Genomic DNA, 13,683 nt, shown 5'->3' with positions numbered 1-13,683 from the left:
AATCCGATATCAGCGCAGCCCGCACCGATCCGGTAGTGTCCAGATCGTGCCAGACACCACCCCGCTCGCCGTCTGCTTCGGCGAGGGCATGGTCGCCCTCGTCGCCGCCAATGCCGGTCCGCTCGAGGACTGCCGGACCTTCCACCGCTCCCTCGCGGGCGCCGAGTGGAACACCGCGATCGCCCTGGCCTCGGCGGGCATCCGCACCTCGGTCCTCTCCCGTGTGGGCGACGACGGATTCGGACGCTTCCTCCTCGCCGAGCTGCACGCCCATGACGTCGACGCCTCCGCGGTCGAAGTCGACGGCGACGCGCCCACCGGCCTCTACGTGAAAGAACTCTCGGCCCGTGACGACGGAGCGGTCGACGGCACCATGCATTATTACCGTGCCGGCTCCGCCGCCGCAGCCCTCTCACCGCAGACGCTGACCACACCGGCGGCATCCGCCCTCCTCGCCGATGCCGCACTCGTGCACACCTCGGGCATCACGCCGGCGCTCTCTGCCTCGGCGCTCGCGGCCCAGGAGGCCCTGTTCGCGGATCGACAATCCGACCGGCTGCTCAGCTTCGACCTGAACTGGCGCCCGGCGCTCTGGCGCGGCCGCGAGGCGGAGGGCAGGAGGATCGTCTCCGACTTCGCACGCCGGGCCGACGTCGTGTTCTGCACCAGGCCCGACGCGGAAGCCGTGTTCGGGACGAGCGATCCGCAGCAGCTGCGTGCGCTCTTCCCTGAGCCGCGGTATCTGCTCGTCACCGATTCGAGCGGGGCCGTGGCGTTCGACCGCACGGAGACCGCCGAGAGCGACGCGCTGGACGCACCCGTGGTGGAGACCATCGGGGCCGGAGATGCCTTCGCGGCCGGCTTCCTCGCCGGGATCCTCACCGGCCTGTCGCTGGCGGGGAGCGTCGCCCGAGGGCACCGCATCGCGACGCGTGCCCTGGTGAGCACGCGCGATCACGTGGACTGAGGCGCGTCGCCGCGGACGGAGAGATCCCCGCGGGGAGGAACAGCTACGCCCACAACTCCGCCTCACGCAGCGGCCTCCGCCCGACGAGGCGGATACCGATCATCAGGTGCGGCGTCGTGTGGGAACGGCGTCGTGGGTCCGCTGAAGCGAGACCGCAACCGGTTCGCCGCGGTGCTGCACGACACGCACGAACAGCACGTCGACGAGCGCGAGCTGAGCGATACGGCTCGACATCGCGGCCATCCGGAACGGCGATTCGTGCGCGTGCGTGAGCAGCACGACATCCGCTGCGAGCGCCAGCGGCGAGTCCGGTGCGCTGGTGACCGCCACGGTGAGGGCGCCGGCATCGCGCGCGACTTCGAGGGCACGCAGCGTCTCCGCGGTCTCTCCGCCGTGGGAGAACGCGATCGCCACATCGTCGGCAGTCCGCAGCGAAGCCGTCGTGACCGCGAGATGCGGGTCCGCCGAGTGCGACACGGAGCATCCGATACGTGACAGCTTCAACTGCAGGTCCTGCGCCGTCAGCGACGACGCCGCCTGACCGAAGAGGTCGATGTGCCGCGCGTCGACCACGGCGCGGGCGACCCGATCGAGGGCGAGAGGGTCGAGCGCCAAGGCGGTCTTCTCTATGGCGTCGATCTCCTGCGCAGCGAGCTTGGCGGCGATCGCCGCTGGACCGTCGTCGGGATCGATCGCCGTGGTGTCCAGACCGAACCGGGCCTGCTGCGCCTGTTCCAGGGTGACCGCGCGGGCGACCGCGACCCTGAGCTCCCGGTACCCGCTGTATCCGAGCGCCTGGGCGTACCGGGCGACCGTCGACAGCGACGTGTGGCAGAGCTGGGCGAGATCGTTGATCGCCAGGTCGACGACGAGTGTCGGGTCTCCCAGGATCGTCTCCGCGACGCGCGCTTCGGCGGCGCTCACCTTGGGAAGTGAGCGCCGCACCCGAGCGAGAACGTCGTCGTCCATGGAGGGAATCCCGTCTCAGCCGGCGCTGGTCATCCTCTGCTGCACCGGGAACCGTCCCAGGAGTGCTTCACGCGCCGTCTGCGCACCGAGCCTACTGGCTGCGGCGACCTCGATCGTCGGCAGCGGCAGCGGATTCGCCGTGGGGAGGCCGACGTTGACGACGACAGCACGAGGATCACGCACAGCGGCGCGCTCGACGAGTGCACGCTGCGCGGCGTCCGTGTCGGGACGATCGATCAGCAGCACCGTCGTGCCTGCGGCTGCGGAGACCTCGTCGATCACGCGGTCCTGTTCGGAGACCGGGGCGGATGCCACGTCGAGGCGCACCCGCAGACCATCTCCGGCCAGCGCACTCGCGACGTACGACCCCGCGCTGTCGACGGCGAGCGTCGAGCGTCGACGTGCGTCGATGACGGCGAGCTCCGACGTCGCCTGCGGGGCGTCGCCGGAGACGGTCACCACGCGGCGCACGATCTCCGCCGCGTCGAAGGCCTCGATCTGCTCGTGCGTCTGCTCCGCAGCGACGCGGAGCCTGGCGGCGAGGGATGCGACCCTGGCTGCCGCCTCCTCGACACGCGCCCGCGAGAGCGAACCGTCTCGCAGCGCGGCGACGATCCCGTCTCTGGCGGCGCGGAAGTCCTGCTCGTCCTGGTCGGGAAGAGCGGCATCACCCGGATTCGTCGGGTTCCCGATGCAGAGGAGGTCGGCTCCGGCAGCGAGCGCCTGGGCTGCTCCCCCACCGAGTCCGACCGTCTCACGGATCGCGGCCATGTCGAGGGCGTCCGTGATGATGACGCCGTCGTAGCCCCAGTCGCGCAGCATGCCGAGCACACGCGGGTTGAGGGTGGCGGGCTGCTCTCCCCACGCCGGAACCACGATGTGCGCGGTCATGACCGCGTCGACACCGGCATCGACCGCAGCGCGGAACGGCTCGAGGTGCACGCGCTCGAATTCCTCGAGATCGAGCGTGATCTCGGGGAGCGAGTGGTGCGAGTCCATATGGGTGTCGCCGTGGCCGGGGAAGTGCTTGACGCAGGCGGCGACCGCGCCGTCCTGGATGCCGTCGATCGTCGCGACGACGTGTCGCGAAACGAGCGCCTCGTCGTCACCGAACGCGCGAACACCGATGACCGGGTTGCGGGGGTCGGTGTTGACGTCGGCGACCGGACCGAGCACCACGTTGGCACCGACCGCACGCACCCGACGCGCGAGTTCGGCGCCGGTCTTCTCCGACGCGACGAGGTCGTCGAGCAGACCGAGCTGGGCGGCGCCCGGAACCGTCGAGCCGGTGGCGGACTCGAGCCGGGTGACGCTGCCGCCCTCCTCGTCGATGCCGATCAGGGCGTCGGGGTTTGCGTCGAGGATCGCGGCGCTGAGAGCGGGAAGCCCCTCGCCGACGTTCTGCCCGAAGTACACGACTCCGGCCAGCCCGTCACGCAGTTCCTCGCGCAGCCACCCAGGGGCTTCGGTGCCGAAGAATCCCGGCCACAGCACGCCGTTCGCGAGGCGTTCCAGGTCGTCGGTCATCCCTTCACCGCTCCCGCCACCATGCCGGAGGCGAGCTTGCGCTGCACCAGCACGAAGAAGATCATGACCGGGACGGTGATGATGGTCGACGCGGCCATGATGCTGCCCCAATCGTTGGAGTGCAGACCGAAGAACGACTTCAGACCGATCGAGACCGTGTACTGGTCGGTCTGAGCCCCCAGGATCGTCATCGCGAAGATGAACTCGTTCCAGGCGGTGATGAAGCTGAAGATACTGGTCGCCACGAGGCCGGGCATGACCAGCGGCAGCAGCACCGAGCGGAACATGCGCCACCAGCTCGCGCCGTCGATGTATGCGGCCTCTTCGAGCTCGACCGGAACGGCGGCGACGAAGCCGCGGAGCATCCAGATGCCGAACGCGAGCGACAGCGCGACGTAGACGACCATCAGGCCGAGGATGCTGTTGAGCAGGCCGAGGCTCTTCACCTGCAGGAACAGCGGGATGACGAGCGCCTCGAGCGGCACCATCTGCACGATCAGGATCATCATCAGGATCGTGGTGCGGAACTTGAACTTGAATCGCGCCACCGCGACGGCCGCGAGGAGGCACACGAGGGCGCTCACGAGGACCGTGACGAGCGCCACGATGGCCGAGTTGCGCAGGTAGGTGCCGAATCCGCCGTCGGTGAGCACGAAGGCGAAGTTGTCCCAGGTGAACTCCTGCGGGAGCAGCGACTGCCCACCACTGGAGGCCTTGCCGTCGAACGCGCTGGAGACCATCCAGTAGACGGGGAACAGCGTGAAAATCAGGACCGCGGCGACCGCGATTCCGATTCCGATGCGGGAGCGGAGCCTCGGACGCGGGTTCACAGCTCGTCCTCCTTCATGAGGGAGCGGATGTAGACGATCGTGATGCCGATCAGCACCAGCGTGAGCAGCACGGCGAGGGCCGCACCGAAGCCGTAGCGGTTCTGGCCGAAGGACTCCACATACGACCAGACGCCGAGGTTGAGCACCTGACGGTTGCCACCCCCACCGCCGGGCATCAGGTACACCTGCGCGAAGACCTTGAAGTCCCAGATGGTCGACAGGATGATCACGACCGAGAAGACGGGCTTGAGCGTGGGGAAGATGATCTTCCAGAATCGACGCCAGGCGCCGGCACCGTCGAGAGCGGCGGCCTCGAGCATCTCCTTCGAGACACCGAGCAGGCCGGCCAGCACCGTGATGGCGACGAACGGGAAGCCGTGGTGCACCACGTTGAGGAGCACGATGGCGTAGAACGACCACTGGTTGGTGAACCAGTTCACCGGGTCGTCCATGAGACCGAGGTCACGCAGCACCGAGTTGAAGATGCCGCGGTCGGCATCGAAGATGAAAGTCCAGACATAGGTTCCGGTCACGGCGGGCATCGCCCAGGCGACCATGATGCAGCTGGAGACGATGACGCGCCAGGTGGTGCCGAGGCGTGCGAGCAGGAGCGCCACGAGCGTGCCGACGGCGACCGTGACGAACACGGCCACGGCGGCGAACCCGACGGTGTTGGGCAGCACCACCGTCCAGAGGGTCGGGTTGGTGAGCGCCTCGACGTAGTTGTCGAGACCGATCCAGTTGTTCTCACCGGTGTTGATCTCGCGCAGACCGTAGTCCTGCAGCGAGTAGATGAACACCTGGACGAGCGGCCAGAGCATGAGCACCGCGAGGATGGCCAGCCCGGGCGCGAGAAGGAGCCAGGGGCGGGCCGCGACGATCGAGAGACCGCGTCGCTTCCGGCCGCCGGCCACGGAGGCGGAGGTGGACTCCGCCTTCGTGGCCGGCAGTGGCGCTTGCACCATCGACATGGAAGGGATGCTTCCTTACTTCTGGTTGAGGAGTTCGGTCATCTCGGCGGCGGCGTCCTTCGTCGCGGTCGCGACGTCCTTCTGTCCGCTGAGGATGGCCTGGATCATGGAGTTGGTCGTCTTCTTCGCCTGCACGGCACCGAAGTTCGGGGTGACCGGGACGGATGCTCCGCCGTCGACCATCTGCTCGGCGAACGGTGCGACCAGCGGGTCGGTCGAGGCCAGGGCCTCTTCCATCGCGGACTGCACACCCGGGAAGTACCCGGTCTCGTCCGACCACTGCTCGGCGAACTCGCCGGTGGTCATGAGCTTGACGAACTCCCACGCCAGGTCGGCGTTCTTGGTCGTGTTGAAGACCGAGAGGTGCGATCCGCCGAGCACGGACGGAGCGATGCCACCGTCTTCGCCCGGGATGACGGCCGCGCCGATCTTGCCCTCGAGGTCGGGGTTCGCCTCGACGAGCGACTTCGGCGTCCACGAGCCCGAGAGCATCATGGCGACGTTGCCCTGGGTGAACGCGTCACGGAGGTCGGTCTCCTTCCAGGTGGTCGCACCCGCGGAGGAGAAGCCGTGCTCGGTGGCCAGGCCCGTGTAGAACTCGATGCCCGCCTGCGACTCCGTGCTGTCCAGCTCGCTGGTCCAGGTCTTGCCGTCCTTCGTGGCGATCTCGCCGCCGGCGCCCCAGACCCAGGGGTAGACCTGGAACTCGGCGTCGCCCGGGACCGGGAAGGGCAGCATGTCGGGCTTGGCGGCCTTGATGGCGTCGCCCGCAGCCACGATGTCGTCCCACGTCTTCGGGGCCTCGAGTCCGAGCTCCTCGAACACGTCGGCGCGGTAGACGAGCGAGCGGACGCCCGCGTACCACGGCATGCCGTACAGCTCGCCGTCGTAGGTGCCGGCGACCTCGAGGCCCTCGACGAGGTCGTCGCGGAGGCCCTTCTCGGCATCGACGTACTCGTCGAGCGGCTCGAGCGCACCGGCGTCGGCGAACTCGGCGGTCCAGGTGGTGCCGGTCTCGGCGATGTCGGGGGTCGTGTCGCCGGCGATGGAGGTCACGAAGCGGTCGTGGGCGTCAGCCCACTGGATCTCCTCGATCTTGACCGTCGCGCCGGTCTCCTTCTCGAAGGCGTCGGACACCTTGTCGTAGAAGGCGGAGGCATCGGGGTTCGTGCCCTTCATGATCCAGACGGTGAGTTCCTGACCCTTGCCGTCGGTGGAGCCGGTGTCGCTGCCGCCGGCGCAACCGGCGAGAGCGAGCGTGGCCACGGCGCCGAGCGCCACGGCCGAGAGAATGCGCTTGTGCATTGCGGGGATCTCCTCTTTGAAAAGTCCTGGCAAGCATCGGGTACTCACCGGGGGTTAGGAAAAAGTATCCACGACTAACTAATTACCTGCAAGTTCCTCTCACAATCGTCATGCGGCCGTAACATCAGCTTCTCCCGGTAGGCTCCCCGGATGGTTCGCCGCACCCCTGACAAGGACCGTTCGACGGTCGCCCGCCACGCGACGCTCCCCTCCCGCCGGCCCGCCAGAGGAATCCTGAAGATCGCCGGCATCACCCTGGGCATCGTGCTCGTCTCCGCGATCGCGGTCGCTGCCTTCGTCGTGACCGACTACTTCAACCGCTTTAATGAGGGCGCCGTCACCCTGGAAGGGGCGCCCGAGGTCGAGCCGCCCTCGATCAGCGCGTACCCCGGCGAGTTCAGCATGCTCATCATCGGCACGGACGAATGCGGTGAGGTGTCGACCGGCCTGCTGGGCGAGCGCTGTTCCGAAGCCGACGGGGGGATCCTCAACGACGTGAACCTGCTGGTGCACGTGTCGGCGGAGCCCCGCAACGTCACGGTCGTCTCGCTCCCCCGCGACCTCATGATCCCCACCCCCGAGTGCACCAGAGAAGACGGATCAGTCGCCTCGGAGACGAGCAAGTCGCAGATCAACTCGATCTATCAGAACGCCGGGATGTCGTGTGTGGCGAAGAGCGTCACCGAGCTCACCGGCATCGAGATCCCCTTCGCCGCGAAGATCGACTTCGACGGCGTGATGGAGGTGACCGATGCGATCGGCGGTGTGGAGGTGTGCATCGGTGGCGATGGCATCCGCGACCGGCACACGGCCCTCGACTGGGAACCGGGACTGCGCACCGTCTCGGGTTACGAAGCCCTGCAGTTCATCCGCACCCGGCACGGCGTCGGCGACGAGAGCGACATGGCGCGCGTGTCGAACCAGCAGCAGTACATGTCGCGCCTGGTGAAGAAGATCATGAGCGACGAGGTGCTCTCCGACCCGGGGAAGGTGCTCGGGCTCGCTGACACGATCGTCGACAACATCGACCCCAGCGACGAGTTGGGCAACCCCGTCCGACTCGCACAGCTCGCCCTCTCGGTCAAGGACGTGCCGTTCTCCGAATTCGTCTTCCTGCAGTATCCGGTGTTCACCGACCCCGACGACTCCGACCGCGTCGTCCCGAACCGGGACGCCGCGGCCAGCATCTGGGACGCGTTGAAGGCCGGGCAGCCCGTGCAGCTCACCGGGGACGTCAGCAACAACGGAGGCGTCGAGCTCGTGGAGCCCGCACCGGGCGCCGAACCTCCTGTGACGGAGACTCCCGCCACCGACGCTCCGGCGACCGACGCCCCGGCACCGCGCGCGACGCTCGACTCGGCGATCTCCGGACAGACGGCGGAACAGGAGACGTGCGCGAACGGAAAGCAGCGCTGAGCCGCACCGCCAGCGCGTAGGCTCGTGCCCATGGGCCGGACGAGATCGCGCGACACCGAGCATCCCCAGGTCCGGTTGGATCACGGCGGCATCGCCAGCATCATCCCGTCGGAGTTCACGAGCGGCTTCGAGCTGATCGTCGACGGCACGCCGCAGTCGCACGTCGATCTGGACGACCCGACGCACCTGCACTTCGAGTACATCGTGCGCATGGGGGCGGTGATCGACCAGCTGCCGCCCGGCCCGCTGACCGCCGTGCATCTCGGCGCCGGTGCGCTGACGATCCCGCGCTACATCGAGAGCACGCGTGCCGGTTCGCGCCAGCAGGTGATCGAGCTCGAGGCCCCCCTCGCCCAGCTGGTGCGGGAACATCTTCCTCTGCCGAAAGGGGCGGCGATCCGGATCAGGATCGGCGATGCCCGCGAGGGCGTGGCGAAGCTGCCGAGCGGCCTACAGGCCAGCTGCGACCTCGTCGTCTCCGACGTCTACTCGGGAGCCCAGACGCCCGCCCACCTCACCAGCGTCGAGTTCTACCGTGAGCTCGCGGAGCTGCTGGCGCCCGGCGGCGTGCTTCTCGTCAACGTCGCCGACGGCCCCGGTCTCGCCTTCGCCCGCCGACAGGCCGCGACCATCGCACACGTGCTCCCCGAGATCGGCATCCTCGCCGACACACAGGTGCTCAAGGGCCGGCGGTTCGGCAACCTCGTCGTCGCAGCCTCGGCCGCTCCCCTGCCGACGGAATGGCTGCCGCGCATCCTGGCCGCCGGTCCCCACCCCGCGAAGATCGCGCAGGGTGCCGAGGCCGACGCCTTCTTCCACGGGGCACGGATCGTGACCGACGCCGACGCCATCGCCTCCCCGCGGCCCGACGCCTCGCTCTTCCTGCGCTGAGCCACGAGCGTCTCCGGCGTCCGAGGAGAGGCACGATCGGTGACAGCAGCGCCGGGGCGCCGTGTGTCGCAGAGAGGATGCGGAGACCAGGGCGCGCCGCCCCGACGACCCCGTCACCGGAAGGCAGACTGGTGGGGGACGCTGCGGAAGGAGAGCAATGAGTTTGATCCGGGGATACGACCAGGACACCCTCCGCGAGAAGGTCGATCTCGACGAGTGCGAGGCACGACTCGCGGAGATCGATTCGCAGCGCAGCCTGCCCGCTCTGCTGGAGCGCGTGTGGCTGCTGAAAGTGCTCGACCGCCTCGACGAGGCGCTCGCGCTGGCCGATGAGACGGTGCGTCAGGCGCGCATGGCCGGCACCCGGAAGGACGTTCTGCGCGCCCGCGTGCTGCACGCCACGATCCTGCAGTATCGGGGCGCGCACGCCGCAGCCGAACAGGAGCTCTCGACCTGCGCGACCGAGGCGGAGGGGCAGCGCTGGCTGTCGATCGCCGCGTTCGCGTACCAGCACCACGGCAAGAACGCCTACGACGCAGGCGACTACGAGACCGCCAGGGAGAGCTTCAAGCAGTCGCTGTTCCTCCGGCGCGAGTCGGGTGCGGAGGACAGCGAGCTCGAGACGGCGCTCCTGGCCATCGAGGCTGTTGAGCGGCGCCGCCCGCCGCAGCTCATCGCGGGCTGAGTCTTCGTGCCACCGCGATGTCGGCGGCATGGCTTAGCCTGATCGCATGGCGGAACTCGACCGTGTGCGCGTCTGGGGCGAAGCACTGATCACGCTGCACCTCGACGACAGCTGGTCGTTCGGCTTCGACAACGCCAAGCGGCGGGCCGGGCAGTGCGACTACACGAAGAAGCGCATCACCGTGTCCCGCTATCTCGCCGCACGCTTCGAAGACGACGACATCCATCAGGTGCTGCTGCATGAGGTCGCGCACGCCCTCGCCGGTCACGCCGCTGCGCATGGTCCCGCGTGGAAGCGCGTCGCCCGTGATCTCGGCTACGTCGGGGGAACGACCCACCACGGTGAGACGGCCGAGGAGCTCGCCCCCTGGGTGGGCAGCTGCCCCGCAGGTCACGTCACCTACCGGCACCGCCGCCCGACGAGACCGACATCGTGCGCCCGGTGCTCGCGCACATTCGACTCCCGCCATCTCTTCGCCTGGACCCGACGGGAGATCTCGACCGACGTGCGCCTCGCCGCGCAGATGCCGCGCTGACCGCGGCTCAGCCCTTCGGGTCGTCGCGGCTCTCCGCATCGGTCGTCAGTGCTGCGCCGGGTTCGACGGCCGCGCCGGAATCGACCACTGCGCCGGAATCGACCCCCGCGCCGGATTCCACGGTCACATCGGCAGCGCTGCGCCGACGACGCAGCAGGGCTGCGATCGCGCGCCAACCGACCAGGAACGCCCCGAGCACGAGCGTCGCCACGATGATGAACGGCAGCTCCGCCGTGTCGCCGCTGAGCACACGGATGAGCATCCCACCCGCGACCGTGACGGCCCACACCACTGCACCCCATGGCAGCGACCAGGGACGACGGGGACGGCCGGGCAGCAGCGCGGCGAGGAGATGGCCCACGAGCAGAGCGATCAGGAACGGCCATGCCGTGAGCAGGAACCCCGCAGGGTTCTCATCGTGGGACGCGCGACCGATCGCGGCGAAGATCAGCACGAGCACGACATCGACGACGACAGCGGGAAGGTACCTCATGCCACGACCCTACGTGCCCGCGGCCGTGCCGGTGCCTGCCCCGCGGTAACCGGCGGAGATCTCCGTGTCGGGAGGATGTCCTGCGGCCGCGCGTCCGCCCGTCGGGGAGAAATCCTCCAAACGGGGTGGGCATGCGCATCAGTCGAAGCGGACGAACGATCCCTCGTGGAGCACCGGGACGACGTCGACCGCATCGAGGACGGCGGCATCCACCACGGAGGTCGGAATCAGACCCGATGCTTCGATGCGGGCGGTCGCGACGACGCCGGCGGCGAGCTCACGGCCGGATCCGCTCGCACCGATCATGTGCCGCACCGCGCCGCGCAGGGCGTGGAAGCCCTCGGCGGCGACCGCGGCGTCCGGAGCCGTGTGGTCGATACCCCGATCCGAGAGCGCCGAGACGATCGCACCGGCCCCGAGCTGATCCTCGACGGCGAACCGCAGCGCACCCGCCTCATCCAGCTCGCCGGCCGCGATCACCGCGACAGAGGTGCGTGCCTGCCGTCGCTCCTGGATGGTCTGCACGGCCCGTGCGACGGCCGCCGCGTTGCGGATGCCGCCGACGAGCACCGTCGCCTCGGAGGGAGCCGCAGCGACGACGGCCGCCCCGTTCCGCGACCACCCCTCCGCGTCCGCGAGCGCGACCGCAGAGCCGGACGCCGTGGCATCGATGACCGTGGAGGAGAACCGCAGCACATCGACGACCACGACGACGTCGGCATCGGCGAGGCGGGCGAGACCCGCGGTGCCCCAGTCGAGGCGGACCTGGTAGGTGGACTGATCGAACGGCGACGGCATCCGACAAGCCTAGAGGCGTCAGTCCGCCGCGAGCGCCTCGACCGGGGCCACCCTGGTCGCCAGTCGGGTGGGCGTCGCCGCCGCCACCAGCGTCAGCACCGCCGTCGCGACGACGATGATGGCGACGGGGATCCACGGGATCTGCGGAGCGATGAGTCCCGCGGGAACGAAGTCCGGCAGGGTCGGCACCGATCCGAGCAGCGACTGCGCGGCGATCCAGCCGTATGCCACGCCCAGCACGAGTCCCGTCAGCGTCGCGGCGACCGTGATGTGGGTCGCCTCGAGCAGCACCATCCGTCGCACCTGGCGATTGGACAGCCCGATCGAGCGCAGCAGCCCCAGTTCGCGACGACGCTGCACCACGCCGATAGTGAGCAGGTTCACGAGCCCGACCGCCGCGATCACGGCCGAGACGGCGACCAGCACCATCATCACCGCCGCGAAGGCGTCCATCGGGGCGAAGAACGCCGCAGGAACCTCTCCGGTGGTCTGACTCATCATCAGCCGCTTGGCCGACTCGAGGGCCACGGCGAACATCGTCACCAAGGTCACGCCCATGACCACGCCGATCGCCATCCTCGACGAGCGTTCCGGGTAGCGCAGCGCATTCTCGGCCGCGAGACGAGCCGTCGCGCTCGATCCGAACATCCGCCCCACCAGTCGCAGGACCGGGGGCATGAACAGCACGGATCCGAGAGCCAGGCCCGTGAACGAGAGCACACCGCCGAAGAAGGCGACGACGACCCCGAGCGGTGTGACGAGACCGACGAGCACACCACCCACGAGGAGCGCGGCACCGGCGATCAACAGCACCCAGGCGCCGATGTGCCGACCCGGCGTGCCGGAGACGTCGTCGTGCGTGCGCTCGACAGACCCGCCGAGCGCCTGCAGAGGCGTCACCGACAGCACACGGCGGGAACCAGCCCATGCCGCCGCCCAGGTCGTGAGGGCCACGCCGATCGCCGGCAGCGCCACGAATGGCTGCACGAGGGAGAAGTCGGTCGGGGCGTTGGCGATCAGCTGCCCGCCGACCTGCACCCCGACGACCGCGAGCACGAGACCCGCGAGCATGCCGATCGCCGCCCCGAGCAGCCCGACGACGAGCCCCTGCGTGCCGACCTCGGCCCGCTGCGAGCGCGCGGTCGCCCCGATCAGACGCATGAGCGCGATCTGACGGGTGCGTCCGGCGATGATCGTCGAGAAGGTGTTCGCGGTGACGATCGCGGCGACGTACATCGCCACCACGGTCAGCAGCACCGACAGCAGTGCGACCACGAACGCGAGCGTCCCGCTGTCGCCGATGAAGGGATCGGCCTGCAGCACGGCGCCGATGTAGGCCGTGATCTCGACCAGGAGCACTCCGAACGCGGCGGACAGCGCGGCGACCAGGACGCTCGCGCCCATCCCCCGGTCTCGCAGCCAGGCCAGTCGAGGACCGGTCGCGCGGGTCTCGGGGACGACCGTGGCGACGGCGGTCATGCTGCCACCTCGGCGGCGAGCATGTAGGCCGAGATCTCTTCTGCGGTCTGACGCGGGTGGTCGGCGACGATGCGTCCGTCACCGAGGTAGAGCACGCGGTCGGCGTGGCTCGCCGCGATCGCGTCGTGCGTGACCATCGCGATGGACTGGCCGTGCTCACGGCTCGCGGTGGCGAGCAGACGCAGCACCTCGCGTCCGGTCTTCGAGTCGAGGTTGCCCGTGGGCTCGTCCGCGAACACCAGATCCGGTGCCGTGGCCAGGGCTCGGGCGATCGCCACACGCTGCTGCTGCCCGCCGGACAGCTGATGCGGGCGGTGAGAGAGACGCGAGCCGAGCCCGAGCGTCTCGATCAGTCCGTCGATGCGCGCCCTCTCGATCGCGCTCGGACGACGACCGTCGAGCTCGAACGGCAGCATGATGTTGCCGAGAGCGTCGAGCGTCGGCACGAGGTTGAAGGCCTGGAAGATGAAGCCGACCCGGCGACGACGCAGAATCGTGAGATCGATGTCTCCGAGCCCCGTGATCTCGGTGTCACCGATCCACGCCCGTCCCTCGGTGGGGCTGTCGAGCCCCGCCATGATGTGCATCAGGGTGGACTTGCCGGAGCCCGATGGCCCCATGATGGCGGTGAACTGTCCCCGGCGGATGCCGACGCTGACGTCGTCCAGCGCATGGACGGTGCCCTCACCGGAGCCGTAGGTCTTCTTCAGGTGCTGGACGCGGGCGGCGAGCCCCAGGTCGGTGGTCGTGATCTCCATGCATCCGACGCTATTTCCGCGGTACCTCGCCGGTCATCGCCCCCGGGGACCCTTCCGCA

General features: G+C 69.1%; 14 protein-coding genes. 5 read left to right on the top strand and 9 right to left on the bottom strand.

Going from position 1 to position 13,683, the window contains the following annotated elements; translation table 11 throughout:
• Positions 1 to 46 precede the first annotated feature (46 nt).
• Positions 47 to 967: a sugar kinase gene (locus DW307_RS17820; RefSeq protein WP_136025355.1), complete on the top strand. Its 921-nt coding sequence runs from the start codon at positions 47 to 49 to the stop codon at positions 965 to 967.
• Positions 968 to 1,069: 102 nt separating this feature from the next.
• Here DW307_RS17820 and DW307_RS17815 read toward each other — a convergent pair whose 3' ends face one another.
• Genes DW307_RS17815 through DW307_RS17795 form a run of 5 tightly spaced genes read right to left on the bottom strand, consistent with a single transcriptional unit; the run spans position 1,070 to position 6,569 of the window.
• Complete coding sequence (locus DW307_RS17815; RefSeq protein WP_029259801.1) at positions 1,070 to 1,936, bottom strand: MurR/RpiR family transcriptional regulator; 867 nt, start codon at positions 1,934 to 1,936, stop codon at positions 1,070 to 1,072.
• 15 nt (positions 1,937 to 1,951) lie between these two features.
• Positions 1,952 to 3,463: a glycoside hydrolase family 3 N-terminal domain-containing protein gene (locus tag DW307_RS17810; RefSeq protein ID WP_136025354.1), complete on the bottom strand. Its 1,512-nt coding sequence runs from the start codon at positions 3,461 to 3,463 to the stop codon at positions 1,952 to 1,954.
• Positions 3,460 to 4,293, bottom strand: coding sequence for a carbohydrate ABC transporter permease (locus DW307_RS17805; RefSeq protein ID WP_017828171.1), 834 nt, complete (start codon positions 4,291 to 4,293; stop codon positions 3,460 to 3,462). The genes DW307_RS17810 and DW307_RS17805 overlap by 4 nt, the downstream gene beginning before the upstream one ends.
• Positions 4,290 to 5,264 carry a carbohydrate ABC transporter permease gene (locus tag DW307_RS17800; RefSeq protein WP_029265923.1) on the bottom strand — a complete coding sequence of 325 codons (975 nt, stop codon included), beginning with the start codon at positions 5,262 to 5,264 and terminating at the stop codon, positions 4,290 to 4,292. Before DW307_RS17800 ends, DW307_RS17805 begins: the two co-directional genes overlap by 4 nt.
• A 15-nt stretch (positions 5,265 to 5,279) precedes the next feature.
• Positions 5,280 to 6,569 (bottom strand): sugar ABC transporter substrate-binding protein, encoded by a 1,290-nt coding sequence (locus DW307_RS17795; RefSeq protein WP_029265925.1) that lies wholly within the window; start codon positions 6,567 to 6,569, stop codon positions 5,280 to 5,282.
• 150 nt (positions 6,570 to 6,719) lie between these two features.
• Here DW307_RS17795 and DW307_RS17790 point away from each other — a divergent pair, with 150 nt between their 5' ends.
• From DW307_RS17790 to DW307_RS17775, 4 genes are all read left to right on the top strand, one after another.
• The gene (locus DW307_RS17790) at positions 6,720 to 7,985 is read left to right on the top strand and encodes an LCP family protein (protein ID WP_029265927.1); all 1,266 of its coding nucleotides are present in this window, start codon (positions 6,720 to 6,722) and stop codon (positions 7,983 to 7,985) included.
• A gap of 30 nt (positions 7,986 to 8,015) precedes the next feature.
• On the top strand, positions 8,016 to 8,876 hold the full coding sequence (locus tag DW307_RS17785) for a spermidine synthase (RefSeq protein ID WP_029265929.1): 861 nt from the start codon (positions 8,016 to 8,018) through the stop codon (positions 8,874 to 8,876).
• Positions 8,877 to 9,033: 157 nt separating this feature from the next.
• Positions 9,034 to 9,561, top strand: coding sequence for a hypothetical protein (locus tag DW307_RS17780; protein ID WP_029259796.1), 528 nt, complete (start codon positions 9,034 to 9,036; stop codon positions 9,559 to 9,561).
• A 46-nt stretch (positions 9,562 to 9,607) separates the two neighbouring features.
• Positions 9,608 to 10,096, top strand: coding sequence for a SprT-like domain-containing protein (locus DW307_RS17775; protein ID WP_021198998.1), 489 nt, complete (start codon positions 9,608 to 9,610; stop codon positions 10,094 to 10,096).
• Positions 10,097 to 10,103: 7 nt separating this feature from the next.
• On the opposite strand, the gene DW307_RS17770 is transcribed toward DW307_RS17775, so the two are convergent.
• The 4 genes from DW307_RS17770 to DW307_RS17755 form a co-directional block, all read right to left on the bottom strand.
• Positions 10,104 to 10,589 (bottom strand): DUF3054 domain-containing protein, encoded by a 486-nt coding sequence (locus tag DW307_RS17770; RefSeq protein ID WP_136025353.1) that lies wholly within the window; start codon positions 10,587 to 10,589, stop codon positions 10,104 to 10,106.
• A 138-nt stretch (positions 10,590 to 10,727) separates the two neighbouring features.
• Positions 10,728 to 11,387, bottom strand: a complete 660-nt coding sequence (locus DW307_RS17765; protein WP_136025352.1) for a 2-phosphosulfolactate phosphatase — start codon at positions 11,385 to 11,387, stop codon at positions 10,728 to 10,730.
• A gap of 18 nt (positions 11,388 to 11,405) precedes the next feature.
• Positions 11,406 to 12,866 (bottom strand): ABC transporter permease, encoded by a 1,461-nt coding sequence (locus DW307_RS17760; RefSeq protein ID WP_136025351.1) that lies wholly within the window; start codon positions 12,864 to 12,866, stop codon positions 11,406 to 11,408.
• Positions 12,863 to 13,624, bottom strand: coding sequence for an ABC transporter ATP-binding protein (locus tag DW307_RS17755; RefSeq protein WP_021198994.1), 762 nt, complete (start codon positions 13,622 to 13,624; stop codon positions 12,863 to 12,865). The genes DW307_RS17760 and DW307_RS17755 overlap by 4 nt, the downstream gene beginning before the upstream one ends.
• Positions 13,625 to 13,683 lie beyond the last annotated feature (59 nt).

The sequence above is a fragment of the Microbacterium sp. K27 genome (assembly GCF_004794435.1).
Classification (GTDB): Bacteria; Actinomycetota; Actinomycetes; order Actinomycetales; family Microbacteriaceae; genus Microbacterium; species Microbacterium maritypicum_A.
The sequence above is the reverse complement of the archived record's forward strand: the minus strand, read 5'-3'. Positions and strand labels throughout refer to the sequence as shown.

Bases quoted from the DNA above. Each gene is read 5' to 3' on its own strand.
- DW307_RS17755 (WP_021198994.1), bottom strand. From the start codon at position 13,624: ATGGAGATCACGACCACCGACCTGGGGCTCGCCGCCCGCGTCCAGCAC.
- DW307_RS17795 (WP_029265925.1), bottom strand. From the start codon at position 6,569: ATGCACAAGCGCATTCTCTCGGCCGTGGCGCTCGGCGCCGTGGCCACG.
- DW307_RS17770 (WP_136025353.1), bottom strand. From the start codon at position 10,589: ATGAGGTACCTTCCCGCTGTCGTCGTCGATGTCGTGCTCGTGCTGATC.
- DW307_RS17775 (WP_021198998.1), top strand. From the start codon at position 9,608: ATGGCGGAACTCGACCGTGTGCGCGTCTGGGGCGAAGCACTGATCACG.
- DW307_RS17760 (WP_136025351.1), bottom strand. From the start codon at position 12,866: ATGACCGCCGTCGCCACGGTCGTCCCCGAGACCCGCGCGACCGGTCCT.
- DW307_RS17780 (WP_029259796.1), top strand. From the start codon at position 9,034: ATGAGTTTGATCCGGGGATACGACCAGGACACCCTCCGCGAGAAGGTC.
- DW307_RS17815 (WP_029259801.1), bottom strand. From the start codon at position 1,936: ATGGACGACGACGTTCTCGCTCGGGTGCGGCGCTCACTTCCCAAGGTG.
- DW307_RS17790 (WP_029265927.1), top strand. From the start codon at position 6,720: ATGGTTCGCCGCACCCCTGACAAGGACCGTTCGACGGTCGCCCGCCAC.
- DW307_RS17785 (WP_029265929.1), top strand. From the start codon at position 8,016: ATGGGCCGGACGAGATCGCGCGACACCGAGCATCCCCAGGTCCGGTTG.
- DW307_RS17800 (WP_029265923.1), bottom strand. From the start codon at position 5,264: ATGTCGATGGTGCAAGCGCCACTGCCGGCCACGAAGGCGGAGTCCACC.
- DW307_RS17765 (WP_136025352.1), bottom strand. From the start codon at position 11,387: ATGCCGTCGCCGTTCGATCAGTCCACCTACCAGGTCCGCCTCGACTGG.
- DW307_RS17810 (WP_136025354.1), bottom strand. From the start codon at position 3,463: ATGACCGACGACCTGGAACGCCTCGCGAACGGCGTGCTGTGGCCGGGA.